This is a genomic window from Fontimonas sp. SYSU GA230001 (genome assembly GCF_040066175.1).
In the GTDB taxonomy this organism is placed as follows: domain Bacteria; phylum Pseudomonadota; class Gammaproteobacteria; order Nevskiales; family Nevskiaceae; genus Solimonas.
This window is the reverse complement of the sequence record NZ_JBEAAM010000010.1, coordinates 36,936-63,098: the sequence shown is the minus strand read 5'-3', so window position 1 is coordinate 63,098 and position 26,163 is coordinate 36,936. Positions and strand designations below refer to the sequence as shown.

Below are 26,163 nucleotides of genomic sequence, written 5' to 3'. Positions count from 1 at the left end.
GCTTCAGGCAGTCTTGCGCGGTCGCGGCTTCTTCGCCTTGATTCTGGACGCGGGCGCACTGGCCAGCCCGACCGCCTGCTCCAGCTCGGTCAGCGCCTCGCCGGTATAGACCGCCAGCCGCTGCAGGCTCGGAATGGCGTCGCGGCAGCCGAGGAAGCCGACGGCGACCTTGTCGTTGTAGCCGACCAGCGTGATGTTCAGCGCGTAGCCGTCGAACAGGAAGGACACCGGGTACATGGCCTCCAGCTCGGCGCCCATCAGGTACAGCGGCTTCTTCGACAGCACCACGTTCGAGATCACGAAGTTGAAGAACGGCGGCAGCTTGGGCAGCAGGCCGGTCATCTGGCCCATCAGCAGCGGCGACATGCCCAGCAGCGCGAACTGCGCCTGCGCGGTCGGCGACATCGCCGACAGCTCCTGCTTGGCGCGCGCCGTGACGCGATGGATCATCTCGACACGCGCGCGCGGGTCCTTGATGTCGGTGCCGACCGGGCAGACGAAGCCGACGACGGCGTTGCCGGCCTGACCGTCGGGGCGCGACAGGCCCATCGGCACCGAGGCGAGCAGCGACTTCTCGGGCAGCGCGCCGAGTTCGACCAGATAGCGGCGGATCGCTCCGCCGCAGACCGCCATCAGCACGTCGTTGGTGCTCGCGCCGACCACCTCGCCGATGGCCTTGACGCGCTGCAGGTCGAGGATCTGCGTGCCCAGGCGGCGCTGCTGCGTGATCGGCACGTTGAACAGGCTGCGCGGCGTCGCCAGCGCGGCGCGCGTGGCGCTGTCCTCGCCCTGGCTCATTTGCACCAGGGTGCGGGTGAGATCGCCCAGCGAGCGGATCTGCCGGCCGGCCAGCGTGAAAGGCTGCTTGACGCGTTCGACCAAGCCGGGCGTCTTCTTCGCTCGCGCGGCGGTCTTGGGCTTGCTCGCCAGGACCCAGGGTCCGCTGACGTTGGGATCGTCCGGATCTTCCGACAGCCAGCTCTGCGTCATCTTCATCGCGCCCATGCCGTCGATCGCGCAGTGATGGGCCTTGAAGTAGATGGCGAAACGGTTGTTCGCCAGCCCTTCGATGACGTGCGCCTCCCACAGCGGCCGGGACAGGTCGAGCGGGTGCGAGTGCAGGCGCGCGACCAGCACGCCCAGCTCGCGCTCGCCGCCCGGATACGGCAGGGCCGAGTGACGCAGGTGATAGTCCATGTCCAGTCGGGTCTTGACCCAGGCCGGTGCGACGCGCGAGAAGCGTCCACGTGCGAGCTTGCAGTCGAAGGGTTCGGGCATGAACGGGTGCTCGCGCATGCGCTTGAGCAGGCGCTGCAGGAAGTCGCGCGGCGCCTTCTCCGGCAGCTTGAAGGTCATCAGCGCGCCGACGTGCATCGGCGTGCGCGGCGACTCCATGCGCAGGAATGCTGCGTCCAATGGACTCAGGTATTTCATGTTTTCTCCCCTCCTCGGCCTGATGGTGCAGCGGCATCTCTGCAAATACGGTGCCCGATTTCTCTGCGCCTGGCCAACTCCGGACGGAGTAGGGCGCGGCTGACATTGGGCCGCGGGTCCTTTGGCCCCATACTTTGCGCTCGCAAACGGTCAACCATGTCCCCTGGACAAGCACCGATGGACAGAATCCATATCCGCGGTCTGCACGTCGAAACCATCATCGGCGTCCACGCCTGGGAGCGGCAGCTCAAGCGTCCCCTGCTGTTCGACCTCGATCTGGGCGTGGACGCGCGCGAGGCCGCCGCGAGCGACCGCGTGCGCGATGCGGTCGATTACGCCGCGGTCGCCGAGGCCGTGACCAGGCTGGCGGAAGCCGAACAGCCAGCGCTGCTGGAGACGCTCGCCGAGCGGATCGCCCGCCGTCTGTTCAGCGAGTTCCCGATCCAGACGCTGCGCCTGGTGCTGAGCAAGCCGGGCGCGGTGGCCGGCGCGAAGTCCGTGGGCATCGAGATCGAGCGTCGCCGCGAGGACTACGCGGTCTGTGGGAGGTAGCTTGTCTTGAAAGCCGGGGCCAGGGTTGGCCCCGGCTTGCGCAGGACGCGCATTACGCCGGTAGTTGTGGCAGCGCCTGCTGCGCCGCGATCAGCGCTGCGGCGAAGGCGGCGAGATCGTCGTAGATCGCCACGCCGCGCAGGTCGGTCATGTGCTCGGCCTCGGTGCGGCGACCGTTGCCGCTGCGCACCAGCACCGGCCGCGCGCGGGCGGCGCGTGCCGCTTCGATGTCGCGCCACGAATCGCCGACCACCGGAATCAGTTCCGCACTGACATTGAGCCGGCGCGCGAGGTCCAGAATCATGCCGGGTGCCGGCTTGCGGTTGAGTGTCGGCGCATCCGGGTGATCTGGTGCGAAGGCGATGCCGTCGATGCGGCCGCCGAGCTCGGCGAGCAGCTGCTGCATGCGGTCGTTCATCGCGCAGAAGTCGTCGTAGTCGAACAGGCCCTGGCCCAGCCCCGACTGGTTGCTGGCGACGAAGACGCGGAAACCGGCCTGACACAGCTTGGCGATCGCTTCCAGGCTGCCGGGAATCGGCCGCCATTCCGCGACCGACTTGATGTAGTCGGGCGAGTCTTCGTTGATGACGCCGTCGCGGTCGAGAATCACGATCTTCATGGCGTGACTCTAGCGCGATGCCGGTTCAGCCGGGCAACTGCGACAGATCCGCCACCGAGCGGCACAGCCGGTCGAGGCGCGCGAGCAGCGCGAGGCGGTTGGCGCGGATCGCCGGGTCGTCGGCATTGACCATCACGCCGTCGAAGAAGGCATCCACCGGTTCGCGCAATGCTGCGAGGTTGACCAGGCGCGTGCGGTAATCGGCGGTGCGGGCGTTGAGCGCTTCGAGTTCGCTCAGGCGCGCCAGCAGTGTGCGCTCGGCGTCGTGCTCGAACCGCTGCGGATCGACCTCGCCGCCGGCCGCGCCGGCCTGTTTGAGGATGTTGCGGATGCGCTTGTTGGCGGCGGCGAGATTCGGCGCGGCCGGCTCGGCGACGAAGGCATGCACCGCGAGCAGCCGGCGCCGGAAGTCGAGCGGGGCGGTGATCCCCATCGCCTTGACGGCTTCGAACATCTCGGCGCTGATCTCGCGTCCGCCGATGGTCTGGCCGACGAGCCAGGCGCGCAGGCGCTCGAAGACGAAGTCGAGCAGTTCCGCGTGCAGGCTGTCACCGCGCTGGCCGGCGGGTTGCGCGGCCAGCGCGTCGTGCAGCAATGCGCCCAGGTCCAGCGGCAGCTCCGCTTCGAGGCAGATGCGCAGCACGCCCAGCGCGGCGCGGCGCAGCGCGAACGGATCCTTGCTCGCGCTCGGTTTCTGGCCGATCGCGAAGATGCCGGCGAGCGTATCGAGCTTGTCGGCGAGCGCGACGATGCGGCCTTCCGGGGTCGATGGAATCCTCGTGCCCTGCTGCGTCGGCAGGTAGTGCTCGCGCACCGCCTGCGCCACCGCAGCCGGCTCGCCCGACTTGGCCGCGTAGTAGCCGCCCATCAGGCCCTGCAGCTCGGGGAACTCGTACACCATCCTGGTGACGAGATCGTTCTTGCACAGCGCCGCGGCGCGCTCGGCCAGCCCGGCATCGACGTCCAGCCTACGCGCGATCGCCACCGCCAGCCTGCGCACGCGCGCGACCTTGTCGGCGAGGCTGCCGAGCTCCTTCTGGAAGGTCACCGTCGCCAGTCGCGCGCCGTAGGCCTCGAGCGGCTGCTTGAGATCCTGTTGCCAGAAGAACAGCGCGTCGGTCAGGCGCGGGCGCACGACGCGCTCGTTGCCGGCGATCACCTGCGATACGTCGCGCGAGACGATGTTCGACACCGTGATGAACGCGTGGGTCAGCTGCGTCATCGCCGTGTCCTTGAACACGGTGAAGTAGCGCTGGTTGGTCTCGACCGTGGCGACGATCACTTCCGGCGGCAGTTCGAGGAAGCGGGCTTCGAAACGGCCGGTGATCGCGACCGGCCATTCGACCAGCGCGGTGACTTCGTCGAGCAGGTCTTCGGTGATGCGCGCGTGGCCGTGCAGGCGCTGTGCCTCGGCCTCGATCTGGCGGCGGATCTCCGCCTTGCGGCTGTCGATGTCGGCCCAGACCATCGCCGCCTTGAGCGCGGCCTCGTAGTCACCCGGGGCGTTGAGTTCGATCGCGCCCGGTGCGTGGAAGCGATGGCCATGGCTGAGCCGGCCGGCGGTCAGGCCGAAGCGCTGCAGCGGCACCACGTCCGCACCGAACAGGCACAGCAGCCACTGCACCGGCCGCACGAAGGTCTCGTCGCCGCTGCCCCAGCGCATGCGCTTGGGCACCAGCTCGTCCATCTGCTTGAGCGTCTCTTCGAAGATCTCCGGCAGCAGCGCCGTGGTGTCTCGGCCGGGCTGGGACTTGCTGAAGTGCAGCTTGCCGTCCTTCTGGCCCAGTGCAGCGAATTCGACGCCGCAGGACTTGGCGAAGCCCAGCGCCGCCGGCGTCGGCTGGCCGTCCTTCAGGGCTGCGGTCAGCGCCGGCCCCAGGCGTTCGACCTGCTGATCCGGCTGGCGCTCCGCGACCGCGGACAGCAGCACGGCAATGCGCCGCGGCGTCGCGTAGCCGCGCACCGCGCCCAGCGTCACACCGCGCTTGTGCAGACCCTCGGCCAGACCCTTGCGCAGGGCCTCGGCCAGCGGGACCACGTAACGGGCGGGGAGGTCTTCGGTGCCCAGTTCGAGCAGCAGGTCGCGGGCCATGTCCAGGTTCACGGGTCGGCAAAAAAAGAGCGCGCAATTCTCCGGGATCGCAGGGTTTTTGGCCAATGGCGGCAACGCGCCGGCGCGTCCGGACGTTGTCAATGACTATCGACGTATAACAAACAATCAATTTCACTTATTGATCGCGGGCGCGCAGGATGCGGTCACCAACCCCCGGAGCGTCCCATGACCGACCCCCGCACACCGATCACCCCCGCCCATCTGGCCGCCCACCTGCGTAGCAGCCCGCGCTGGATCACCGGCGCACTGGTGGTCTCGCTGGCGGTTGCACAGGTCGTGCAGACGGTCGCGGGGGATCTGAACGGGCTCGGCTGAACCCCGAAGTCCGTATCCACGAGTTACCAATAGCGCAGGAGATCGAGATGCAGAACAAAGCAGCCAAACCGAGCGGCCAATGTCCGGTGATGCACGGCGGTGCCACGTCGAACGCGATGGCGAACCACGACTGGTGGCCCAAGGCCCTGAACCTGGACATCCTCCATCAGCACGACCGCAAGACTGATCCGCTGGGACCCGACTTCGACTACCGCGAGGAAGTGAAAAAACTCGACGTCGCCGCGCTGAAGAAAGACCTCACCGCGCTGATGACCGACAGCCAGGACTGGTGGCCGGCCGACTGGGGCCACTACGGCGGCCTGATGGTGCGCATGGCCTGGCACGCGGCCGGGACCTACCGCACCGCCGACGGCCGCGGCGGCGCCGGCACCGGCAACCAGCGCTTCGCGCCGATCAATTCCTGGCCCGACAACGCCAATCTCGACAAGGCGCGCCGGCTGCTGTGGCCGATCAAGAAGAAGTACGGCAACCGCATCAGCTGGGCGGATCTCATCATCCTGGCCGGCAATGTCGCCTACGAGTCGATGGGGCTGAAGACCTTCGGCTTCGGTTTCGGCCGCGCGGACATCTGGCACCCGGAGAAGGACATCTACTGGGGCTCGGAGAAGGAATGGCTGGGCAAGGACCGCTACGCCAATCCCGCCGACGAGACCTCGCTGGAGAATCCCCTGGCCGCCGTGCAGATGGGCCTGATCTACGTCAACCCGGAGGGCGTGGACGGCAAGCCCGATCCGCTCAAGACCGCGCAGGCGGTGCGCGAGACCTTCGCACGCATGGCGATGAACGACGAGGAAACCGTCGCCCTGACCGCCGGCGGCCACACCGTCGGCAAGGCGCACGGCAATGGCCGCGCCGAGAAACTCGGCCCCGCACCGGAAGGCGCGGAGATCGAAGAACAGGGGCTGGGCTGGAACAACCGCACATCCCGTGGTGTGGGCCGCGACACCGTGACCAGCGGCATCGAAGGGGCGTGGACCACGCACCCGACGCGCTGGGACAACGGCTACTTCCACCTGTTGCTGAACCACGACTGGGAACTGAAGAAGTCCCCGGCCGGCGCCTGGCAGTGGGAGCCGGTCAACATCCGGGAAGAGGACAAGCCCGTGGATGTCGAGGATCCGTCCATCCGCCACAACCCGATCATGACCGACGCCGACATGGCCGTGAAGATGGACCCGGCCTATCGCAAGATCTCCGAGCGCTTCTACAAGGACCCGGCGTATTTCTCGGAGACCTTCGCCCGCGCCTGGTTCAAGCTGACGCACCGCGACATGGGACCGAAGGCGCGCTACATCGGGCCGGAAGTGCCGCAGGAAGACCTGATCTGGCAGGACCCGGTGCCGGCCGGAAAGAAGGGCTACGACATCGCCGCGGTCAAGGCGAAGATCGCCGCCAGCGGCCTGTCCATCAGCGAGATGGTGGCCACGGCCTGGGACAGCGCGCGGACCTTCCGCCAGTCCGACTACCGCGGCGGCGCCAACGGCGCGCGCATCCGCCTCGCCCCGCAGAAGGACTGGGCCGGCAACGAGCCCGCGCGTCTGGCCAAGGTGCTCGGTGTGCTGGAACCGATTGCGCAGGCCTCCGGCGCCAGCGTCGCCGACGTGATCGTGCTGGCGGGTAACGTGGGCCTGGAACAGGCCATCAAGGCCGCCGGCTTGAGCGTGCCGGTGCCGTTTGCACCGGGCCGCGGCGATGCGCGCCAGGACCAGACCGACGTCGAGTCCTTCGCGGTGCTCGAACCGCTGGCCGACGGCTTCCGCAACTGGCAGAAGCAGGACTACGCCGTGCAACCGGAAGAACTGCTGCTCGACCGCGCGCAGCTCATGGGCCTGACCGCGCCGGAGATGACCGCGCTGGTCGGCGGCCTGCGTGTGCTCGGCACCAATCACGGCGGCACACAGCACGGCGTGTTCACCGACCGTGTCGGCACACTCACGAATGATTTCTTCGTGAACCTCACCGACATGGCCTACACCTGGAAGCCGGCCGGCCCCAACCTCTACGAAATCCGCAACCGCAAGACCGGAGCGCTCAAGTGGACGGCGACGCGCGTGGATCTGGTGTTCGGATCGAACTCGATCCTGCGCGCCTACGCCGAGGTCTATGCGCAGGACGACAGCCGCGAGAAGTTCGTCAAGGATTTCGTCGCCGCGTGGACCAAGGTCATGAACGCCGATCGGTTCGACCTGGCGTAAGCGCGGCGTCGCGGTCCTGATGCACGAAGGCCGCCGGAGCGATCCGGCGGCCTTTTCGTCATGCGGCGCGCTGTACGCTGCCGAGCATCGGAAAGCCCAGCGTCTCGCGTGCCCTGTAATACGCCTCGGCGCAGCCACGCGCCAGCGTGCGCACGCGCAGGATGTAGGCCTGGCGCTCGGTGACGCTGATCGCGCCGCGGGCGTCGAGCAGGTTGAAGGCGTGGGAGGCCTGGATGGTGCGTTCGTAGGCGGGCAGCGGCAGCGGCGTGTCGAGCGCCAGCAGGCGCTGGCACTCGGCCTCGGCGGCGTTGAAGCGTGCGAACAGCGCCGCGATGTCGGCGTGCTCGAAGTTGTAGGCGGACTGCTCGACTTCGTTCTGGTGATAGACGTCGCCGTAGGTGACGACGCGGCCGCCGGTGTCGGACCAGACCAGGTCGAACACGCTCTCCTTGCCCTGGATATACATCGCCAGGCGCTCGAGGCCGTAGGTGATCTCGCCGGCGACCGGCTTGCACTCGAGACCGCCGACCTGCTGGAAGTAGGTGAACTGCGTGACTTCCATGCCGTTGAGCCAGACCTCCCAGCCCAGGCCCCAGGCGCCCAGCGTCGGCGATTCCCAGTTGTCCTCGACGAAGCGGATGTCGTGCACCAGCGGATCGAAGCCGAGCATCTTCAGTGAATCCAGGTACAGCTGCTGGATGTCCGGCGGCGAAGGCTTCATCAGCACCTGGAACTGGTAGTAGTGCTGCAGACGGTTCGGGTTCTCGCCGTAGCGGCCGTCGGTGGGGCGGCGCGACGGCTGCACGTAGGCGGTGTTCCAGGGTTCCGGACCGATCGCGCGCAGGAAGGTCGACCAGTGGAAGGTGCCGGCGCCCATCTCCATGTCCATCGGCTGCACGATCACGCAGCCGTGCCCGGCCCAGAAGGACTGGAGCTTGAGAATCAGGTCCTGAAACGTCAGCGACATAAATGCGGCGGCAGGGTAAAGGGCCGGGAGTATAGCAATCCGACTATCCGCGCCCCCTGGCCTGCGGGCGCAGCAGGGACAGCAGCGGGCCGGTCATCAGCGTCGTCACCAGCGCCATGATCACCAGCATCGTGAACACGCGCGGCGACAGGATGCCGAGGTCGTAACCGAGGTTGAGCACGACCAGTTCCATCAGACCGCGCGTGTTCATCAGTGCGCCGATGGTCAGTGCCTCGCGCCACGGCGCGCCGGTCAGGCGCGCGGCCAGCGCGCTGCCGCCGAGCTTGCCGGCGACCGCGATCAGCACGATGGCCGCGCACAGTGCGAAATCGGCGACGCCGTCCAGCAGGCCGAGCTGCGTGCGCAGGCCGGTCAGCGCGAAGAACAGCGGCAGCAGGACGACGGTGGCGAAGCTGTGCAGGCGTTCGCGCAGGCGCTCGCGCAGCAGCGCGTCCCTGGGCATCGCCAGGCCGGCCATGAACGCGCCGAACAGCGCATGGATGCCGATCGCCTCGGTCGCCGCCGCGGCGCACATCAGCACGATCACCGCCGCGCTGATGCCCAGTGGTTCGGCGCCGCGTTCGCTGCGCACGCGCGCCAGGCGCTCGAGCAGCGGGCGCACCGCAAACCACATCGCCCAGATGAACAGCGCGCTCAGGGCGACGGTCGCGGCGGCGGTCAGCGGGTTATGCGCCTCGGCGAGCGCGACGACGAAGGCCAGCAGGCACCAGGCGCTGACGTCGTCGATCGCCGCGCAGGCAATGGCATTGCGTCCGAGGGTCGTCTGCAGCAGGCCACGCTCTTCGAGGATGCGCGCGAGCACCGGGAATGCGGTGACGCTCATCGCAATGCCCATGAACAGGGCCAGCGCATCGAAGGGCACACCGGGCGCGGTCAGTTGCGGGTAGGCGGCGAGCACCAGGCCGACGCCGAGCAGGAAGGGCACGAAGATGCTGGTGTGGCTGACGATCACCGCGCTGCGTGCCTTGTCGCGCAGGCTGCCGAAGTCGAGATCCAGGCCGACCAGGAACATGAACAGCAGCACGCCGACCTGGCTGAGCAGCGCCAGCGGCGCGAGCGACGTCGGCGGAAACAGCGCCGCGAGTGCCGACGGTGCCAGCGCCCCGAGCACCGAAGGGCCGAGCAGCAGGCCGGCGACGATCTCGCCGATCACGGCCGGCTGGCCCAGCCTGCGGAACAGCGTGCCGACCGTGCGCGCGACCAGCAGCACGACGGCGATCTGCGCCAGCAGCAGGCCCAGCGACGTGCTCGTGCCGTCGATGTGCGGCACCGCCCGCGGCACCCAGGCCGCCGGCGGGGCATGGGCGGACAGGCCGAACTGGATCAGCGCGCCGATCAGCAGCACACTGACCGCGACGGCGACGACATAGGCCAGCGCAAACGGGCGCATCATCGAAAGGGAACGGGTGGTGATCTACGGTGTCACGGCCCCGCCACGGCGGTCAACGGCTGCGTGTATATTCGCCCGGCCATGGACACCATCGATTCGCTGTTCGACCAGAACCAGGCCTGGGCGGCCGCCCGGGTCGCCCAGGATCCCGCCTATTTCGAGCGTCTCGCGCGCGGCCAGAGCCCGCAGTACCTGTGGATCGGCTGTGCCGATTCGCGCGTGCCCGCCAACGAGATCCTCGGTCTGCCGCCGGGCGAAGTGTTCGTACACCGCAACATCGCCAACGTCGTCGTCCATACCGACTTCAACTGCCTGTCGGTCATGCAGTTCGCCGTGGACGTGCTCAAGGTCCGCCACATCATGGTGGTCGGCCACTTCGGCTGTTCGGGCGTGCACGCGGCGATGCACAAGCAGCGCGTCGGCATCGCCGACAACTGGCTGATGCACATCCGCGACGTGGCCGATCGTCATCGGTCGCGGCTGGATCGCATCGCCGATGCCGGACGCCGGCACGACTGCCTGTGCGAGCTCAACGTCATCGAGCAGGTGCAGCACGTCTGCCAGACGACGGTGGTGGAGGACGCGTGGCAGCGCGGCCAGGCGCTGTCGGTGCATGGCTGGGTTTACGGGCTGCGTGACGGGCTGCTGCGGGATCTCGGCGTGTCGGCGTCCGGGCCGGCGGATGTGCTGCCGGCCCACCGGCGCGCCACCGAAAACGCGCTGGCCGCGTATTCGGCGAACGGCTAGGATAGCCGGCCCCGATTACCCGCCCACGGCCGGGGCACCCGCCCCAACTGTGGCACGCTTCGTGCTTCATTTTGGCGCACGCCACGCGGGCCATGCCCGCTGCCAACCTTCACCGTCCCACCAGGAGAGACCCATGTCGGGTAGCGATGTACTCAAGATGATCAAGGAGAAGGAGGTCAAGTTCGTCGACTTCCGCTTCTGCGACACGCGCGGCAAGGAACAACACGTCACGGTTCCGGCGCACACGGTCGATGAGGATGTTTTTGCTTCCGGCAAGATGTTCGACGGATCGTCGATCGCCGGCTGGAAGGGCATCAACGAGTCCGACATGATCCTGATGCCGGAGCCGGCCACCGCCTTCATCGATCCGTTCTTCGAGGACAGCACCCTGGTGCTGAGCTGCGACGTGATCGAGCCCTCGACCGGCGAAGGCTACTCGCGCGACCCGCGCTCGCTGGCCAAGCGCGCCGAGGCCTATCTGAAGTCCACCGGCATCGCCGACCAGGCCTTCTTCGGTCCGGAGAACGAGTTTTTCATCTTCGACAGCGTGCGCTGGGATGCCAGCATGAAGGGCAGCTTCGTCGAGATCGACGCCGAGAACGCGGCGTGGAACTCGGGCCGCGCCTACGAGCACGGCAACATCGGTCACCGGCCGGGCGTCAAGGGCGGCTACTTCCCGGTGCCGCCGGTCGATGCGCTGCAGGACATCCGTTCGGCGATGTGCGCGACGCTGGAGTCGATCGGCATGCCGGTCGAAGTGCACCATCACGAAGTCGCCACCGCCGGCCAGTGCGAGATCGGCGTCAAGTTCGGCAACCTGGTCAAGAAGGCGGACGAAGTCCTCAAGCTCAAGTACGTCGTGCAGAACGTCGCCCACCAGTACGGCAAGACGGCGACCTTCATGCCCAAGCCGATCGTCGGTGACAACGGTTCCGGCATGCACGTGCACCAGTCGCTGTCGCTGGGCGGCAAGAATCTGTTCTCGGGCGACAAGTACGGCGGCCTGTCCGAGCTCGCGCTGTACTACATCGGCGGCATCCTCAAGCACGCCAAGGCGATCAACGCCTTCACCAACCCGGGCACCAACAGCTACAAGCGCCTGGTGCCGGGCTTCGAGGCGCCGGTCATGCTCGCCTACTCGGCGCGCAACCGCTCGGCCTCGATCCGCATCCCGTACGTGGCCAATCCCAAGGCGCGCCGCATTGAAGTGCGCTTCCCGGATTCCAGCGCCAACCCGTACTTCGCGTTCGCCGCGATGATGATGGCGGGCCTGGACGGCATCCAGAACAAGATCCATCCGGGCGATCCCTCGGACAAGGATCTGTACCACCTGCCGCCGGAAGAGGACAAGAAGATCCCGCGCGTCTGCCACAGCCTCGACATGGCGCTGGAGCATCTCGACAAGAACCGCGAGTTCCTGACCCGCGGTGGCGTGTTCACCGACGACTTGATCGATGCCTACATCGAACTGAAGATGCAGGAGGTCACGCGCTTCCGCATGACCACGCATCCGATCGAGTTCGACATGTATTACTCGCTCTGAAGTGCGATGTGCTGGAAGAAACCCCGCCACGGCGGGGTTTCTTTTTGGGTGCGAGGGGTTTCTTGTCTATGCTGTCGGCATGAGGTGGTGCTTACTGGCCGTGCTGCTCGTCGCATCCGCCGCCGTGCCGGCGGCGGACGAGATCTATCGCGAGGTCGGCCCCGACGGCACGGTCCGCTATACCGACCGGCCGCCGCACCCGCGCGCCAGGCCCGTCCTGCTGCCGCCGCTGTCCGGTGTGACGCCCGGCCCGGCGCGGCGCGCGTTCTACTCCGCCGAGGCGCTGCGTGCGGCAGCGCGTTTCGCCGTCAGCGTGGAGTCGCCGACGCCGGGCCAGGTCCTGCGCGCCGGGGTCGATCGTCTCGTGGCCGCGGCGAACGTGATGCCGGGCCTGGTGGCGGGCTTCCGCCTGATCTACCTGCTCGACGGTCGCGCGATCACCGAAGCGGCCATCGACGCGCTGAGCCTGCCGCTGCCGGATCCCGGTGTCGGCGAGCACCGGCTGGTCGTCGTCGTCGTCGATCCGGCCGGGCGCGAGGTGGCCCGCTCACCGGAGACGGTTTTTGCCGTAATGGCCCCATAACAGGGCATTGCACCCAAAAGGTGCGCACCAGGATGGTGCGCGTTGGTCGGAGCTGCGCTAGCCTAGTGCCGGGCCAAGCTGGCCTGCATCTTGCGTCGGCGACCCCATGAAACTGGTCTCCAGAAGCCGGGTGACCGCCGAGGAGGTTCTGGACGGGCTGACCACGGCGGTGATCGCCGTGGACGAGCACCTGCGCGTGGCGACCCTGAACTCGGCCTGTGAGAGCCTGTTCGGGATCTCCCGGCGCATGGCGCTGGGCGTGAACCTGGCCGACGCGATCCCCCATTTCAAGACGTTCGAGGCGCGGCTGAACGACGCGCTGCGCACCGTCACCGGCTTCATCGAGCGCGAGATCGAACTGCTGCGTCACGACGGCAGCGGGGTCACGGTGGACTGGACCGTCACCCCGTTCATCGCCGGCGGCAAGAAGCCCGGCCTGCTGATGGAGCTGCTCGCAGTGGACCGTCATCTGCGCATCTCGCGCGACGAGCAGCTGATGGCCCATTTCGACGCCAGCCGCGAACTGATCCGTGGGCTCGCGCACGAGATCAAGAATCCGCTCGGCGGCATCCGCGGCGCCGCGCAGCTGCTGGAGCGCGAGTACCCGGACGATGGTCACCGCGAATACACGCGCGTGATCATCAAGGAAGCGGACCGGCTGCAGAACCTGGTCAACCGCATGCTCGGTCCCAACCGCCTGCCGCAGAAGGCGCGCCTCAACGTGCACGAGGTGCTGGAGCACGTCCGGCGCCTGGTGCAGGCGGAGGCCCCGCCCGAAGTCACCGTGCTGCGCGACTACGATCCGAGCATCCCGGAGCTGTACGGTGACCGCGAACAGCTGATCCAGGCCACGCTCAACATCCTGCGCAACGCGCTGCAGGCGCTCGCCGGGCACGGCACGATCGTGCTGCGCACGCGCACGCGGCGCCAGTTCACGATCGGCGCGGTGCGCCACAAGCTCGTCGCGCAGATCGACGTCGAGGACGACGGCCCCGGCATCGCGCCGGCGATGATCGAGAAGATCTTCTATCCGATGGTGACGACGCGGGCGGAAGGCACCGGACTTGGCCTGCCGATTGCACAGTATCTGGTGCACAGCCACGGCGGTCTGATCGAATGCCGCAGCCGGCCCGGCTGCACCCTCTTCACCGTGTACCTTCCGCTGGACACCGAATGAGCGCGCTCAACGTATGGATCGTGGACGACGACGAGTCGATCCGCTGGGTGCTGCAGAAATCGCTGACGCGCGAGGGCATGAAGGTCACGAGCTTCCCCGGTGCCGCCGAACTGCTCGACGCGATCGCCGACGATGCGCCCGACGTGCTGATCAGCGACATCCGCATGCCCGGCGTCGATGGCCTGACGCTGATGCAGCGCGTGCGCGCGGCGCGTCCGGAGCTGCCGGTCATCATCATGACCGCGCACTCGGATCTCGACGCAGCGGTGGCGGCGTACAAGGGCGGCGCCTTCGAATACCTGCCCAAGCCGTTCGACGTGGACGGCGTCGCCGAGCTGGTGCGCCGCGCCGCGAAGAAGCGCGAGGTCGCCGACGAACCGACGCCCGAGCACGGCACGACGATGATCGGCGAGGCGCCGGCGATGCAGGAGGTGTTCCGCGCGATCGGACGCCTGTCGCAGTCCAACATCACCGTACTGATCACCGGCGAGTCCGGCACCGGCAAGGAGCTCGTTGCGCGCGCGCTGCATGTCAACAGCCCGCGCGCGAACAAGCCGTTCATCGCCATCAACACCGCGGCGATTCCCAAGGACCTGCTCGAAAGCGAGTTCTTCGGCCACGAGCGCGGTTCGTTCACCGGCGCGGCGACGCAGCGCAAGGGCCGCTTCGAACAGGCCGACGGTGGCACGCTGTTCCTCGACGAGATCGGCGACATGCCGGCCGACCTGCAGACGCGCCTGCTGCGCGTGCTGCAGAACGGCGAGTTCTACCGTGTCGGCGGCGTCGCGCCGATCAAGGTCGATGTGCGCGTCATCGCCGCGACCCACCAGGATCTCGAACAGCTGGTGCGCGAAGGCCGCTTCCGCGAGGACCTCTATCACCGCCTCAACGTCATCCGCATCCGCATTCCGTCCTTGCGCGAACGCCCGGAGGACATCGCGCAGCTGGCGCGTCACTTCCTCGCGCGCGCCGCCGAGGAACTGAAGACGGACGCCAAGCGGCTGCTGCCGGACGTGCTGCAGCGCTTCCGCCAGTACGACTGGCCCGGCAACGTGCGCCAGCTCGAAAACGTCTGCCGCTGGCTGACCGTCATGGCACCGGGACTCGACGTGCACCTGCAGGACCTGCCGCCGGAGCTGAGCGGCGGCGAAACCCCGCGCCGGGAGCCGATGCCGGTCATGACCGAGCCGCGGGCCGCACCGGCGGCGCCGCCCACGGCCGAGCCGCAGGCAGTGCACACCGCGCCCGCGACGGGCGAACCACGCTGGCACGAGCAGCTGCAGCGCTGGGCCGCCGCCGAGCTGGCGGCGGGACACAGCGCGATCCTCGATGTTGCCGTGCCGCTGTTCGAGCGCACCATGATCGAGGCCGCGCTCGCCGCCACGCACGGCCAGCGCCAGGAAGCCGCCAAGCGCCTCGGCTGGGGCCGTAACACGCTGACGCGCAAGATCAAGGAACTCGGCATGGGCGAGGGCGAGCCGGATTGAGGCGAACGTCCCGCGGACGGTTGCCGCACTGCGCGGCCGGCCAGGGATGGCGTCACGGCTCCGGCTGCGCCGGGCGCGATCAACCGGCCAGCATCCTCAGCAGCCTTGCACTGGCCTCGTCCGCCGGAAAGAAACTCTCGACGCGCAGATCGTCGGCGGTGACGTCCTGCGGTGTGCCGAAGGTCGTCATCATCGAGAACAGCCGCAGGTCGATGTCGCCGACGCGGAAATGCGTCGGCAGCACTGGCAGGTGGCTCGCTTCCAGATCGATGTGGCGCAGCTTCGACGGCAGGCCGGGATAGCGCAGCACCTCGTCGAGCACGTCCTGCACGTCCGGATGCTCCAGCGCCTCGCGCGCGGTGCGCGCCAGAAACGGCGGCGCGATCTCGTTCAGGTTGACGATCAGCGGGCGCAGTCCGTCGGCGTGGAAAGTCATCTTCATGATGTTGCGCGGACCGTCGCCACAGACTTTGCGCCAGCGCTCCTGCGGATCGCCAGTCATCGCCAGCACCCGCTCCATCGCCGCGTTGGCCATCACCAGATTCCACGCGCGATCGACGACCACGGCCGGGTAGGGCTCGTGGTGGCGCAGCAGCAGGTCGAGCGCCGCCTGCACTGGCTGCATGTCGGCGGCTTCGAGGCGGCGCTGCGGATAGAGTCCGGCGAAGCCGGCGCTGTGCAGCAGGCGGTTGCGTTCGCGCAACGGCAGATCCAGCGCCTGCGCCAGTTGCACGACCATCTCGCGGCTCGGCCGTGCACGGCCGGATTCAAGGAAGCTCAGGTGCCGCTGCGAGACGTCCGCGTGCAGTGCGAGATCGAGCTGCGACAGGCGCCGTGCGCGCCGGCAGTCGCGCAGCAGGTCGCCGAAGGCGGCGTGGTCCGATCGGATCGGCATGGGCCGATTCTGGCATGGCCGGTCCGCGCCGCGATTACCCGCCGGGTAATTGAGCCCTCCCGGTCGCCGGCGCAAGGTGGCGGCGCCTTTCCACCGCTGGAGACCACCGTGAACCGTACCGTCGTCCTCGTCCTGCTCGGCCTCGTCACCTTCGACTTCGCGGCCCTGAGCCTCTACGCCATGGCCGAACACGGCTACTGGGGATTGTTCGCCCACCAGCTCGGCAGCAGCGCCGGCTGGCAGGTGCTGGCGGACCTCGTCATCGTCTGCACGCTGGCGATGGCGTGGATGTTCGCCGATGCGCGCCGCAACGGACGAAATCCATGGGCATACATCGCGCTGACCGTCCTCGCCGGGTCGTTCGGCCCGCTGCTGTATCTGCTCGTCGGCGAGCTGCGGCGTCCGACGCATCGTGCGGTGCTGGCATAGGCAGCCGCGCGGATTGCCGTTTGGTGTGCGCGGCGCCCGGGTTCCTAGAGCACGTCGTACAGGCGCATGCGGTACTCGCGCGTGCGCTCGTCGGCGGAGCCGAGCCAGGCGAACAGATCGACCAGGCGCTTACGTGCGGCGTCGTCCTCGAACTTGCGGTCGGCGCGCACGGCGGCGATCAGGCTGTCCATGGCCTCGTCCACCGCGCCGCGGCCGAGGTGCTGCGCGGCCGCCAGATAAGGCGCGCGCGCCGGTGACTCGGGCAGCGCTGTCTTGGGCACGGTGTGTGCGAAGTCGAGCACGCGCCGCATCGCCTGCGCATCGTCGTATTCCTTCGCATCGGCCGGGATCCGTGCGAGCCACGCCTGCGCGGTGCGCGGCTCCTCGAGCAGCAGCAGGCGCGCGAGCCGCAGCCAGACGCCGGCCGGTGCGTCCGGATCGCGGGCCGCATGCAGCAGCAGTGCGCGCGCATCGGCCGTGTGGCCCTCGGCGAGCAGTGCATCGACGTCGGACAGGATGTCGGTGGGCGGCGGCGGCAGCGCGCGTTCGAGGAACTGCTCGATCGCGGACTGCGGCAACGCGCCGGTGAACTCGTCGGCGATGCGGCCATCGACGATGAGCTTGACGTTGGGGATGCCGCGCACGCCCGCGCGCTGCGCCCAGTCCTGATGCACGTCGGTGTTGACCTTGGCGAGCACGACGCGGCCGGCGAACTTGCGCACCGCCGCCTCGATCGCGGGTGCCAGCGCCTTGCACGGGCCGCACCACGGCGCCCAGAAATCGACCAGCACCGGGATTTCGCGCGAGCGTTCCAGGACTTCGCGCGGGAAATCCTGCACGTCGAAGATCGATTCCGAGGATCCGGATGCGGGTGGCTTATCGATGTTCATGGGCGTCCGTGTGCACCAACGGGAGGGCGCACATTCCAGCATGAAACGCGGACACGATCACGGCCGCTTCAGCCGTGTTCGCGGCACGGCAGCTGATTGAGGGGGATGCGCAGGTAACGGCGGCCGTTGGCCGCGGGCTCCGGCAGATGGCCGGCGCGGATGTTGACCTGGAGGGATGGCAGGATCAGCTGCGGGGCCGGTAGAGTGCGGTCACGCGCGCGTCGCGCCTTGACGTAATCGTCCTCGGCGATGCCGTCACGCAGCATCACGTTGCCGCTGCGTTCGGCGGCGACGGTGGTCTCCCACATCGGCTTGCGGCCGTGGGGCGGGTAGTCGTGGCACATGAACAGCCGGGTCGTCGGCGGCAGATCGTAGATGCGACGGATCGAGCGGTACAGCGTCCGCGCGTCGCCGCCGGGGAAGTCCGCACGCGCGGTGCCGTAGTCGGGCATGAAGACCGTGTCGCCGACGAAGGCGGCGTCGCCGATCAGGTAGGTCACGCAGGCCGGCGTGTGTCCGGGCGTGTGCAGCACGCGGCCGTCGAGCGTGCCGATACGGAAACTGTCGTTGTCGGCGAACAGGCGGTCGAACTGCGAGCCGTCGGTGGCGAAGGTATCGCCCAGATCGAACAGCGGACCGAAGCTCTTCTGCACGTCGCGGATGTGTTCGCCGATCGCCACCTTTCCGCCCAGATGCTGCCGCAGGTACTGCGCGGCCGACAGATGGTCGGCGTGCGCGTGGGTCTCCAGGATCCATTCCACGCGCAGTCCCTCGCGTGTGACGTGGCTGCAGATCGCGTCGGCCGAGTGGTGGGCGATGTGCGCCGCCTTCGGTTCGTAGTCGAGCACGGGATCGATGATCGCGCAGGCGTCGCCGGACGGATCGCGCACGACATAGCTGACGGTGAACGTCGCGGGATCGTAGAAGGCGGTGACGAGAGGCTGGCTCATGGGCGAGTGCCGGCGCCGGGCGATCAGTTGCCGCTCTGCGGCGGACTCTGCCCAGCGCCGGGCCCCGCGCCGGGCCCCGCGCCCTGCCCCGCGTTCTTGCCGGGTCCCTGGCCCTTGCCGCCCCCTGGCCCCTTGCCGCCGCGCATCGGCGGCTGGTCGGGGAGAGTGATGCCGCGCTCGCGCGCACGCTCGACCATCTGTCGATGGTGTTCCGCGCGGATGCTCGCGCGCTCCGCCGGCGTGGCTGCCTGCATGCGGGCGCGGTGCGCGGCGATCTCGTCCGGTGTCATCAGCGGATAGCCGTAGATCGGCGTGCCGGTGCCGTCGTCGTCACTGGGCATGTGCAGGCGCTGCTGTTCGCGCTGCTGGAATCCCTGGCCGCCGCCACCCTGTGCGGTAGCGACCAGCGGCACGCCGGCGGCGAGCAGGACGGTCAGCAGAAAGCTGCGAGGAAGAATCAAGGGGGGTCTCCGTGTTCGATTCAGTGCTTGCCGGTCAGGCGCACGATGCCCAGCGCCTTGAGGATGTACTTCTCGTAGAACGGCTCGGTGTTGCCGCTCTTCATCTTGCTGATGAAGTACTTCTCGAAGGCGATCTTGCCCCAGTGCACCCACTTGCCCTTCTTCGCCCAGGTCAGGTTGCGCGGCGGGATCTGCGGCAGCGCGACGAAGGCGACGCCGGTGTCGCCCATGTCGGCGAGACACAGCGCATTCCAGGTGGCCTTGGCAGTGGCCGGCTTCTTCTCGATGTCCGCCTTGATGTTCTCGACGATGGCCGTGACCATCGACTCGATCATGTAGCCGGTCTTGGGCGCACCGGTCGGCACCGGCGTGGCCTCGACCGGCGGGATCGCGACGCAGACGCCGGCCGAGAAGATGTTGGGGAACTTCGGGTTGCGCTGGTGCTCGTCGATCAGCACGAAGCCGCGCGGGTTGCACATCTCCTTGTTCGCGGCGACCGCATCGACGCCCTTGAACGCGGGGATCACCATGCTGTACGCGAACTTGAGTTCGTGCGTCTCGGTCGCCTGGCCCTTGGCGTCGTGCTCGGCGACCTTCATCACGCCGGCCTGCACTTCGAGGATCTTGGCGTTGGTGATCCACTTGATGTGGCGCTGGCGCAGCTCGGATTCGAGCAGGCCCTTGGAGTCGCCGACGCCGCCCAGGCCCATGTGCCCGATATAGGGTTCGCTGGTGACGAAGCTCATCGGCACCTTGTCGCGGATCTTGCGCTTGCGCAGGTCGGCATCGACGATCAGCGCGAACTCGTAGGCAGGGCCGAAGCAGCTCGCGCCCTGCGCAGCACCGATGACGATCGGGCCGGGCTTCTCCAGAAACTTCTGATAGGCCGCCCAGGCGTCGAGGGCGTGCGGCGTCGTGCACACCGACTGCGTATGGCCGCCGTGCGGCCCGAGGCCCGGGATCTCGTCGAACGCCAGCTTGGGGCCGGTGGTGATGACGAGATAGTCGTAGGGGATCGTCTGGCCGTCGGCCAGCGTCAGGCGGTTCGATGTCGGGTCGAGCTGCGTGACCGCCTGCGCGATGAAGTCGATGCCGCGCCGCCGCAGCGGCTCCGCTAGCGGCACGACGATCTGCTCGGGCGTGCGCCAGCCGACCGCGACCCACGGGTTCGACGGGGTGAACTGGAAGTGATCCTGGCTGCTGACGACGGTGACCTTGTGGCTGCGGTCCAGCGCCTTGCGCAAGTCATAAGCGGCGGGTACGCCGCCGATGCCGGCGCCCATGATGACGACGTGTGCCATGTTGTCCTGACTCCTGTGTCGATCTTCGAACCGACCCCGGCGATTTTGCCGATGCAGCATCGCGCCGCGGGGGCCGGGCTGCGCTGACCCAGGTCAATGGTGCATCCGAGCGAGCGGTGCACGCTTGCCCTTGCCTGCGCCTGCTATTATATTAGCGATATCTAATTTAGAGGTCAATGAATTGTGATGGCGCACGCGAAGCAACGGAACAGCGCCCGGACGGCGTCCGGCGGCTTCGACCCGGCCGAGATGGTCGAGCATGCCGGCGAGGCGGCGCAGCTGCTCAAGGCGCTGGCCAACGAACACCGCCTGATGATCCTGTGTGCGTTGAGTGCCGGCGAGCTGTCGGTCGGCGCGCTCAACGCGCGCGTGCCGCTGTCGCAGTCTGCGCTGTCGCAGCACCTCGCGGTCCTGCGCGAGGACGGCCTGGTGACGACGCGCCGCGAGGCGCAGACCATCTACTACGCGGCGGCCGAGGGTGCCGCGCTCGAAATCATCCGCGTGCTGCACCGGCGCTACTGCTGCGGCACGCACTGAGTCCTTCATTCACATCCGGAGCACGACATGACTGGCAAGATCTGGCTCGACATCCCCAACTTCTGCACGCCCGGCGAAGGCCTGTGCACCGGCGGCCGGCCGCGGCAGGCCGACCTGCAGGAGGCCAAGCAGAAGGGCGTGCGGCGCGTCATCAACCTCTGTCCGCCCGCCGAGGACCCCGGCTATGACGAGGCGGCCTTCGTGCGCCAGCTTGGCATGGAGTACGTGAACATCCCGATCGCCGGGCCGGGCGACCTGACACGCGCCAACGCACAGCGTCTGGCCGACGCGCTCGCCGGCGGTGATGGCGGCATCCTCGTGCACTGCGCCAGCGGTAACCGCGTCGGCGCGCTGTTCGCGCTCAAGGCGCATTACATCGACGGCGTGCCGGTCGAACAGGCGATCGCCGACGGCCGCGCACACGGACTCAAGGCGATGGAAATGACGGTACGCCAGATTCTCGCCAGCTGACAATCATCAGAGGACCTCATGACCACCAACATCGACAAGCTCGTCTTCCGCATCGCCGGGCTCTTCGTGCTGCTGTCGCTGGCGCTCGCGCAGCTGCACAGCCCGCACTGGCTGTGGTTCACCGCCTTCGTCGGCGCGAACATGCTGCAGGCCTCGTTCACCGGCTTCTGCCCGCTGGCGAAGATCTTGGCGAGGCTCGGGGCGCCCAGCGGCGCGGCATTCTGCGCGGCGCGCAAGGTCTGACCATGCGCTTGTGCATCGCATCCTTCGCCCTGCTGTCTCTGGTGCTGGCCGCCTGCGGCAGCGAAGCGCCCGCGCCCGGCGCCGCGGTCGCCGGGGCTGCGGTCGAGACGCTGACCGTCACGCCGCAGAAGGTGCCGGACGAGGTGCAGTTCGACGCCGCGCTCGAAGCCGTGTATCAGTCCACGATCGCCGCGCAGACCAATGCGCGCGTCGAGGAACTGCCGTTCGACGTCGGCGATTACGTCGAGAAGGGGCAGGTCGTCGTGCGCTTTCGCGCCACCGAGCAGCAGGCGCGCGCGGCGACCGCGCAGGCGGCGGTGCGCGCCGCGGAGGCGCGGCTGGTCGATGCGCAGGCCGAGTACAACCGCGTCAAGGATCTCGCCGAGCGCGACGTCCTGTCGAAGGCGGCGCTCGACAAGGCCACCGCCGCGCTCAAGTCGGCGCAGGCGCAGCTCGAAGCGGCGCGCGCGACGGCGCGCGAAGCCGGCGAGCAGGCCGACTACACGGTCGTGCGCGCACCCTATTCGGGCATCGTCGTCGCGCGTCACATCGAAGTCGGCGAGACGGCGACGGTCGGCAAGCCGCTGATGACCGGGCTGTCGCTGGAGCACCTGCGCGCGATCGTCGAGGTGCCGCAGCAGGCCATCGGCGCGGTGCACGCACGCAAGCAGGCACGGGTGATCCTGCCGGACGGCAGCAGCGTCGAGGCCACGCAGCTGCGCATCCCGCCGGCAGCCGATGCGCAGACGCACACCTTCCGTGTGCTGGTGACACTGCCGCAGGGCAAATACGGCGCGCCGCAGACCATCTTTCCCGGAACGCTCGTGAAAGTGGGTTTCGTCCGCGACGAGCGCGAGGCCTTGCTGGTGCCGGCGCAGGCGGTCGTGCGGCGCAGCGAGCTGACCGCCGTGTATGTCGTCGATGAGCACAATCGTCCCGCGCTGCGCTATGTCTCGCTGGGCGCGCCGACGGCCGACGGCCGCTACCCGGTGCTGTCCGGACTGACTGCCGGCGAGCGCATCGCGCTCGATCCGGTCGCCGCCGCACAAAGCCTCAGGGCCGGCGCATGAGCGAACGGACAGACGAAGGCGCGCTCGGCGTCTCGGGCCGCATCGCGCGCCAGTTCCTGACCACCGAGATCACGCCGCTGCTGGCCCTGGTCGGGGTGCTGCTCGGCCTGTTCGCGGTGCTGGTGACACCGCGCGAGGAAGAACCGCAGATCGACGTCACCTTCGCCAACGTCTTCATCCCGTTTCCCGGCGCATCGGCCCGGGAGGTCGAGACACTGGTGTCGTCGCGCGCCGAGCAGATCCTGTCGGAGATCGAAGGCGTCGAGCACATCTACTCGGCCTCGCGTCCGGGCATGAGCGTGCTCACCGTGCAGTTCAAGGTCGGCCAGCCGCGGCAGGCGGCGATCGTGCGCCTCTACAACGCGCTGTACTCGAACCAGGACTGGCTGCCCGCCAACCTCGGTGTCGGCGCGCCCTTGATCAAGCCGAAGGGGATCGACGACGTGCCGATCGTCGCCCTGACCCTGTGGAGCGAGGACCCCACGCTCGCCGCGCACGAACTGACCCGCGTGGCCCACGCGCTCGAAACCGATCTGCAGCGCGTGCCGGGCACGCGCGACATCGAGACGCTCGGTGCGCCCGACCGCGTCGTGCACGTGCTGCTCGATCCGTACCGGCTCGCCGGCTACGAGCTCGACATCGGCGACCTGGCGCGCTCGCTCGGCGCCGCCAACGACTCGCGCGACGCCGGCCGCGTGACCGCGGACAACCGCGACATCCTCGTCCAGGCCGGCGCCTTCCTGTCGCGCCCGCAGGAAGTCGCCGATCTCGTCGTCGGGATGCGCGACGGCAGCCCGGTCTATCTGCGCGACGTCGCCGACATCCGCATCGGCCCGGATCAGCCGGAGCGCTACGTGCGCATGGGCGTCGCGCCAGCGGGCGCGGCCGCCGGTGTCGGCGCCGCCGGCCAGTATCCGGCGGTGACGATCGCGATCTCCAAGAAGCCGGGCACCAACGCGGTCGAGGTCGCCGACCAGATCGTCGCGCGCGTCGCTGCGCTGCGCGGCGTGACGATCCCGGAGGCCGTGCAGGTCACGGTGACGCGCAACTACGGCGTCACCGCCAACGACAAGGCGCAGACGCTGATCAAGAAGCTGATCTTCGCGACCGCCGCGGTCGTGCTGCTGGTGCTGTTCGCGCTCGGCTGGCGCGGCGCCTTCGTCGTCGGCGCGGCGGTGATCGTGACGCTGCTGATCACGCTGTTCGCGTCCTGGGCCTGGGGCTTCACGCTCAACCGTGTCTCGCTGTTCGCGCTGATCTTCTCGATCGGCATCCTCGTTGATGATGCGATCGTCGTCGTCGAGAACATCCACCGCCACATGCAGATGGGCGGCAAGAGCCTGACCGAGGCGATTCCCGCCGCGGTGGACGAGGTCGGCGGACCGACGATCCTGGCGACCTTCACGGTGATCGCCGCGCTGCTGCCGATGGCCTTCGTCTCCGGCCTGATGGGGCCGTACATGGCGCCGATCCCGATCAACGCCAGCATGGGCATGGTGATCTCGCTCGCGGTCGCGTTCGTGTTCACGCCCTGGCTGTACCGCCGTGTGTTCCTCAAGCACGCGCACGCGCATGACGGCGACCACGCCGGCGAGGACACGGACGACTGGCTGCACCGGCTGTTCCGCACGCGCATGTCGCCGTTCCTCAACCGCGAGCAGGGGCGCGGCAGGCGCGTGCGGCTGCTGCTGACCATCCTGGCGCTGATCGCCGCGTCGATGGGGCTGGCCGTGGTCCAGCTCGTCGTGCTCAAGATGCTGCCGTTCGACAACAAGTCGGAATTCCAGGTCGTCGTCGATATGCCCGAGGGCACGACGCTGGAGCAGACCCAGGCGGTGCTGGACGCGCTCGGCCGCGAACTCGACGCGGTGCCGGAAGTGCTGCACTGGCAGAGCTACGCCGGTGCCGCCAGCCCGATCAACTTCAACGGCCTCGTGCGCCAGTACTACCTGCGCAGTGAACCGTATCAGGGCGACATCCAGGTGACGCTGCTCGACAAGCACGCGCGCAAGCGCAAGTCGCACGAGATCGCATCCGCGCTGCGGGCGCCGCTGCAGGCGATCGGCAGGCGCTTCGACGCGAACGTCAAGGTCGTCGAGGTGCCGCCGGGACCGCCGGTGATCGCGCCGCTGGTCGCCGAGATCTACGGTCTCGACCACGCGCGCCAGGCCGAGGTCGCGCGCCGGGTGCGCGCGGTGTTCGAGGCGACGCCGGACATCGTCGATGTCGATGACACGCTGGAAGCGCCGCAGGACAAGTGGATCGTCGCCGTCGATCGTTCGCGCGCGGCCAAGCTCGGTGTCGCGCAGACCGCGGTCGCCGAGACGCTCGCGGCGGTGCTGCGCGGCGCCGACGTGTCCTACCTGCACGACGACAGCAGCCGCTATCCGGTGCCGGTGCGCCTGGAACTGACCGCCGGCGACAAGGCCAGCCTCGACACGCTGCGCAACCTGCGCGTGCGCGCCGCGTCCGGCCGCATGGTGCCGATCTCGGAGATCGCGAGCTTCATCCCGGCCACGCGCGAGACGACGATCTACCACAAGGATCTGCTGCCGGTGGTGATGGTCACCGGCGACATGGCCGGCCGTCTCGACTCGCCGCTGTATGGCATGGCGGCGATCGCATCGAAGCTGGCGGAAACGCCGATCGAGGGGCGCCCGCTCGACACCTACCTGACGCGCCAGCCGGAGCTGCCGGTGAACTGGAGTCTGAAGTGGGACGGCGAGTGGCAGATCACCTACGAGACCTTCCGCGACATGGGCGCGGCCTACGCGGTGGGCCTGGTGCTGATCTACCTGCTGGTGGTCGCTCAGTTCCGCTCGTACTCCGTGCCGCTGATCATCATGGCGCCGATCCCGCTGACGATGATCGGCATCATGCCGGGTCACGCACTGCTCGGTCAGCAGTTCACCGCGACCTCGATGATCGGCATGATTGCGCTCGCCGGCATCATCGTGCGCAACTCGATCCTGCTGGTCGATTTCATCCAGCAGGAAATCGCGCAGGGCCGCCCACTGCAGGACGCGGTGATCCGCGCCGGCGCGATCCGCGCGCGGCCGATCGTGCTGACCGGGCTGGCGGCGATGCTCGGCGCGCTGTTCATCCTCGATGATCCGATCTTCGGCGGCCTCGCGATCTCGCTGATCTTCGGCATCTTCGTGTCGACGCTGCTGACGCTGTTCGTGATCCCGGTCGTGTATTACGCGTATCGCTACAAGACAGTGAGCTGACGGTGCGCAGGGCGGCAATGCCGGGAGATGTTCGCCATGATGACCAGACCTATCCTGCCGGCAGCCTTGAGTTCGGTGATCACTGGCCACGTTGCGCCGCCGGTCTCGGCGGCAACGCTCCGGGAGGTGCTGGAGCAGCACGGCATTCCGTTGGAACTCGCACGGCCCGAGGATCTACCGCTTCGCGTCACCAGCGGTTTAGGCGACCGACTGCCGGAGACTCATGTCATCGCGGAGTACGTCGATCTCAGAACGACCTGGTCCAACGATGTCGATCAGAGGGAGGAAGACATCGTCAACGTCTATCGAAACCTCCACTCGTCGGAACGCATGGAGTTCCGCGAGCTTCCGTTCGAAGAATTTTCCAAGCGTTTCGGCCCGAAGCTGACGGTTCCGACGCAAGCGATGCTGCGCGCCGTGTTGAAAGACTGCGTGCCGACACAGAGGGCCGCGCGCGCCCGAAGTCGGGCGGGCGTCGCAGTTGGACGCCACCCGGTCTGACACACGAGAACAGGTAATGGT

25 protein-coding genes are annotated in these 26,163 nt (G+C 68.2%); 15 read left to right on the top strand and 10 right to left on the bottom strand.

What is annotated here, in order from left to right:
* Positions 1–3: 3 nt before the first annotated feature.
* Positions 4–1,434, bottom strand: coding sequence for a wax ester/triacylglycerol synthase family O-acyltransferase (locus tag AAG565_RS06525; protein ID WP_348818755.1), 1,431 nt, complete (start codon positions 1,432–1,434; stop codon positions 4–6).
* Between the two features lie 177 nt (positions 1,435–1,611).
* Between AAG565_RS06525 and folB the strand changes: the two genes are divergently transcribed.
* Positions 1,612–1,986 carry a dihydroneopterin aldolase gene (gene folB, locus AAG565_RS06520; protein WP_348818754.1) on the top strand — a complete coding sequence of 125 codons (375 nt, stop codon included), beginning with the start codon at positions 1,612–1,614 and terminating at the stop codon, positions 1,984–1,986.
* Between the two features lie 52 nt (positions 1,987–2,038).
* Here folB and gmhB read toward each other — a convergent pair whose 3' ends face one another.
* Both gmhB and glyS read right to left on the bottom strand, forming a co-directional pair.
* Positions 2,039–2,605: a D-glycero-beta-D-manno-heptose 1,7-bisphosphate 7-phosphatase gene (gene gmhB, locus AAG565_RS06515; RefSeq protein WP_348818753.1), complete on the bottom strand. Its 567-nt coding sequence runs from the start codon at positions 2,603–2,605 to the stop codon at positions 2,039–2,041.
* A 25-nt stretch (positions 2,606–2,630) separates the two neighbouring features.
* A complete protein-coding gene (gene glyS, locus AAG565_RS06510) occupies positions 2,631–4,697 on the bottom strand; it encodes a glycine--tRNA ligase subunit beta (RefSeq protein ID WP_348818818.1) in 2,067 nt (688 codons plus the stop codon).
* A 186-nt stretch (positions 4,698–4,883) separates the two neighbouring features.
* On the opposite strand from glyS, the gene AAG565_RS06505 reads away from it, so the two are divergent.
* Positions 4,884–5,033, top strand: coding sequence for a hypothetical protein (locus AAG565_RS06505; RefSeq protein WP_348818752.1), 150 nt, complete (start codon positions 4,884–4,886; stop codon positions 5,031–5,033).
* 47 nt (positions 5,034–5,080) lie between these two features.
* Positions 5,081–7,249: a catalase/peroxidase HPI gene (katG, locus tag AAG565_RS06500; RefSeq protein ID WP_348818751.1), complete on the top strand. Its 2,169-nt coding sequence runs from the start codon at positions 5,081–5,083 to the stop codon at positions 7,247–7,249.
* Between the two features lie 58 nt (positions 7,250–7,307).
* On the opposite strand, the gene glyQ is transcribed toward katG, so the two are convergent.
* Together glyQ and AAG565_RS06490 are read right to left on the bottom strand one after the other, a co-directional pair.
* Positions 7,308–8,216 (bottom strand): glycine--tRNA ligase subunit alpha, encoded by a 909-nt coding sequence (gene glyQ / locus AAG565_RS06495; protein WP_348818750.1) that lies wholly within the window; start codon positions 8,214–8,216, stop codon positions 7,308–7,310.
* Between the two features lie 43 nt (positions 8,217–8,259).
* Positions 8,260–9,630: a cation:proton antiporter gene (locus AAG565_RS06490; RefSeq protein ID WP_348818749.1), complete on the bottom strand. Its 1,371-nt coding sequence runs from the start codon at positions 9,628–9,630 to the stop codon at positions 8,260–8,262.
* 78 nt (positions 9,631–9,708) lie between these two features.
* Here AAG565_RS06490 and can point away from each other — a divergent pair, with 78 nt between their 5' ends.
* The 5 genes from can (at position 9,709) to ntrC (ending at position 15,164) form a co-directional block, all read left to right on the top strand.
* Entirely contained in the window at positions 9,709–10,374 is a 666-nt protein-coding gene (gene can, locus AAG565_RS06485) for a carbonate dehydratase (protein ID WP_348818748.1), read from the top strand.
* 133 nt (positions 10,375–10,507) lie between these two features.
* Positions 10,508–11,917: a glutamate--ammonia ligase gene (glnA, locus tag AAG565_RS06480; RefSeq protein ID WP_348818747.1), complete on the top strand. Its 1,410-nt coding sequence runs from the start codon at positions 10,508–10,510 to the stop codon at positions 11,915–11,917.
* A gap of 79 nt (positions 11,918–11,996) precedes the next feature.
* Entirely contained in the window at positions 11,997–12,500 is a 504-nt protein-coding gene (locus AAG565_RS06475) for a DUF4124 domain-containing protein (protein ID WP_348818746.1), read from the top strand.
* A 106-nt stretch (positions 12,501–12,606) separates the two neighbouring features.
* Positions 12,607–13,677 (top strand): nitrogen regulation protein NR(II), encoded by a 1,071-nt coding sequence (glnL, locus tag AAG565_RS06470; protein ID WP_348818745.1) that lies wholly within the window; start codon positions 12,607–12,609, stop codon positions 13,675–13,677.
* Positions 13,674–15,164 (top strand): nitrogen regulation protein NR(I), encoded by a 1,491-nt coding sequence (ntrC, locus tag AAG565_RS06465; protein WP_348818744.1) that lies wholly within the window; start codon positions 13,674–13,676, stop codon positions 15,162–15,164. Before glnL ends, ntrC begins: the two co-directional genes overlap by 4 nt.
* 79 nt (positions 15,165–15,243) lie before the next feature.
* Here the strand turns inward: ntrC and AAG565_RS06460 are convergent, their stop codons facing one another.
* The gene (locus tag AAG565_RS06460; protein WP_348818743.1) at positions 15,244–16,059 is read right to left on the bottom strand and encodes a helix-turn-helix transcriptional regulator; all 816 of its coding nucleotides are present in this window, start codon (positions 16,057–16,059) and stop codon (positions 15,244–15,246) included.
* Between the two features lie 108 nt (positions 16,060–16,167).
* Here AAG565_RS06460 and AAG565_RS06455 point away from each other — a divergent pair, with 108 nt between their 5' ends.
* Positions 16,168–16,488, top strand: coding sequence for a DUF2834 domain-containing protein (locus AAG565_RS06455; protein ID WP_348818742.1), 321 nt, complete (start codon positions 16,168–16,170; stop codon positions 16,486–16,488).
* Between the two features lie 44 nt (positions 16,489–16,532).
* On the opposite strand, the gene AAG565_RS06450 is transcribed toward AAG565_RS06455, so the two are convergent.
* The 4 genes from AAG565_RS06450 to AAG565_RS06435 all read right to left on the bottom strand — a co-directional run bounded on the left by AAG565_RS06450 (position 16,533) and on the right by AAG565_RS06435 (position 20,090).
* Positions 16,533–17,378, bottom strand: a complete 846-nt coding sequence (locus AAG565_RS06450; RefSeq protein ID WP_348818741.1) for a tetratricopeptide repeat protein — start codon at positions 17,376–17,378, stop codon at positions 16,533–16,535.
* Positions 17,379–17,446: 68 nt separating this feature from the next.
* Positions 17,447–18,328: an MBL fold metallo-hydrolase gene (locus AAG565_RS06445; protein WP_348818740.1), complete on the bottom strand. Its 882-nt coding sequence runs from the start codon at positions 18,326–18,328 to the stop codon at positions 17,447–17,449.
* A 23-nt stretch (positions 18,329–18,351) separates the two neighbouring features.
* Entirely contained in the window at positions 18,352–18,789 is a 438-nt protein-coding gene (locus AAG565_RS06440; RefSeq protein ID WP_348818739.1) for a hypothetical protein, read from the bottom strand.
* 20 nt (positions 18,790–18,809) lie between these two features.
* Positions 18,810–20,090 (bottom strand): FAD/NAD(P)-binding oxidoreductase, encoded by a 1,281-nt coding sequence (locus tag AAG565_RS06435; RefSeq protein WP_348818738.1) that lies wholly within the window; start codon positions 20,088–20,090, stop codon positions 18,810–18,812.
* Between the two features lie 186 nt (positions 20,091–20,276).
* Between AAG565_RS06435 and AAG565_RS06430 the strand changes: the two genes are divergently transcribed.
* From AAG565_RS06430 to AAG565_RS06405, 6 genes are read left to right on the top strand one after another with little or no spacing between them, the layout of a single operon-like run.
* A complete protein-coding gene (locus AAG565_RS06430) occupies positions 20,277–20,627 on the top strand; it encodes a metalloregulator ArsR/SmtB family transcription factor (RefSeq protein WP_348818737.1) in 351 nt (116 codons plus the stop codon).
* 27 nt (positions 20,628–20,654) lie between these two features.
* The gene (locus tag AAG565_RS06425) at positions 20,655–21,098 is read left to right on the top strand and encodes a protein tyrosine phosphatase family protein (protein ID WP_348818736.1); all 444 of its coding nucleotides are present in this window, start codon (positions 20,655–20,657) and stop codon (positions 21,096–21,098) included.
* 18 nt (positions 21,099–21,116) lie between these two features.
* The gene (locus tag AAG565_RS06420) at positions 21,117–21,341 is read left to right on the top strand and encodes a DUF2892 domain-containing protein (RefSeq protein ID WP_348818735.1); all 225 of its coding nucleotides are present in this window, start codon (positions 21,117–21,119) and stop codon (positions 21,339–21,341) included.
* A gap of 2 nt (positions 21,342–21,343) precedes the next feature.
* On the top strand, positions 21,344–22,411 hold the full coding sequence (locus AAG565_RS06415) for an efflux RND transporter periplasmic adaptor subunit (protein ID WP_348818734.1): 1,068 nt from the start codon (positions 21,344–21,346) through the stop codon (positions 22,409–22,411).
* Positions 22,408–25,641, top strand: coding sequence for an efflux RND transporter permease subunit (locus tag AAG565_RS06410; RefSeq protein ID WP_348818733.1), 3,234 nt, complete (start codon positions 22,408–22,410; stop codon positions 25,639–25,641). The genes AAG565_RS06415 and AAG565_RS06410 overlap by 4 nt, the downstream gene beginning before the upstream one ends.
* A 36-nt stretch (positions 25,642–25,677) precedes the next feature.
* A complete protein-coding gene (locus tag AAG565_RS06405) occupies positions 25,678–26,142 on the top strand; it encodes a hypothetical protein (RefSeq protein WP_348818732.1) in 465 nt (154 codons plus the stop codon).
* Positions 26,143–26,163 lie beyond the last annotated feature (21 nt).

Bases quoted from the DNA above. Each gene is read 5' to 3' on its own strand.
- AAG565_RS06525 (WP_348818755.1), bottom strand. From the start codon at position 1,434: ATGAAATACCTGAGTCCATTGGACGCAGCATTCCTGCGCATGGAGTCG.
- folB (WP_348818754.1), top strand. From the start codon at position 1,612: ATGGACAGAATCCATATCCGCGGTCTGCACGTCGAAACCATCATCGGC.
- gmhB (WP_348818753.1), bottom strand. From the start codon at position 2,605: ATGAAGATCGTGATTCTCGACCGCGACGGCGTCATCAACGAAGACTCG.
- glyS (WP_348818818.1), bottom strand. From the start codon at position 4,697: ATGGCCCGCGACCTGCTGCTCGAACTGGGCACCGAAGACCTCCCCGCC.
- AAG565_RS06505 (WP_348818752.1), top strand. From the start codon at position 4,884: ATGACCGACCCCCGCACACCGATCACCCCCGCCCATCTGGCCGCCCAC.
- katG (WP_348818751.1), top strand. From the start codon at position 5,081: ATGCAGAACAAAGCAGCCAAACCGAGCGGCCAATGTCCGGTGATGCAC.
- glyQ (WP_348818750.1), bottom strand. From the start codon at position 8,216: ATGTCGCTGACGTTTCAGGACCTGATTCTCAAGCTCCAGTCCTTCTGG.
- AAG565_RS06490 (WP_348818749.1), bottom strand. From the start codon at position 9,630: ATGATGCGCCCGTTTGCGCTGGCCTATGTCGTCGCCGTCGCGGTCAGT.
- can (WP_348818748.1), top strand. From the start codon at position 9,709: ATGGACACCATCGATTCGCTGTTCGACCAGAACCAGGCCTGGGCGGCC.
- glnA (WP_348818747.1), top strand. From the start codon at position 10,508: ATGTCGGGTAGCGATGTACTCAAGATGATCAAGGAGAAGGAGGTCAAG.
- AAG565_RS06475 (WP_348818746.1), top strand. From the start codon at position 11,997: ATGAGGTGGTGCTTACTGGCCGTGCTGCTCGTCGCATCCGCCGCCGTG.
- glnL (WP_348818745.1), top strand. From the start codon at position 12,607: ATGAAACTGGTCTCCAGAAGCCGGGTGACCGCCGAGGAGGTTCTGGAC.
- ntrC (WP_348818744.1), top strand. From the start codon at position 13,674: ATGAGCGCGCTCAACGTATGGATCGTGGACGACGACGAGTCGATCCGC.
- AAG565_RS06460 (WP_348818743.1), bottom strand. From the start codon at position 16,059: ATGCCGATCCGATCGGACCACGCCGCCTTCGGCGACCTGCTGCGCGAC.
- AAG565_RS06450 (WP_348818741.1), bottom strand. From the start codon at position 17,378: ATGAACATCGATAAGCCACCCGCATCCGGATCCTCGGAATCGATCTTC.
- AAG565_RS06445 (WP_348818740.1), bottom strand. From the start codon at position 18,328: ATGAGCCAGCCTCTCGTCACCGCCTTCTACGATCCCGCGACGTTCACC.
- AAG565_RS06435 (WP_348818738.1), bottom strand. From the start codon at position 20,090: ATGGCACACGTCGTCATCATGGGCGCCGGCATCGGCGGCGTACCCGCC.
- AAG565_RS06430 (WP_348818737.1), top strand. From the start codon at position 20,277: ATGGCGCACGCGAAGCAACGGAACAGCGCCCGGACGGCGTCCGGCGGC.
- AAG565_RS06425 (WP_348818736.1), top strand. From the start codon at position 20,655: ATGACTGGCAAGATCTGGCTCGACATCCCCAACTTCTGCACGCCCGGC.
- AAG565_RS06420 (WP_348818735.1), top strand. From the start codon at position 21,117: ATGACCACCAACATCGACAAGCTCGTCTTCCGCATCGCCGGGCTCTTC.
- AAG565_RS06415 (WP_348818734.1), top strand. From the start codon at position 21,344: ATGCGCTTGTGCATCGCATCCTTCGCCCTGCTGTCTCTGGTGCTGGCC.
- AAG565_RS06410 (WP_348818733.1), top strand. From the start codon at position 22,408: ATGAGCGAACGGACAGACGAAGGCGCGCTCGGCGTCTCGGGCCGCATC.
- AAG565_RS06405 (WP_348818732.1), top strand. From the start codon at position 25,678: ATGATGACCAGACCTATCCTGCCGGCAGCCTTGAGTTCGGTGATCACT.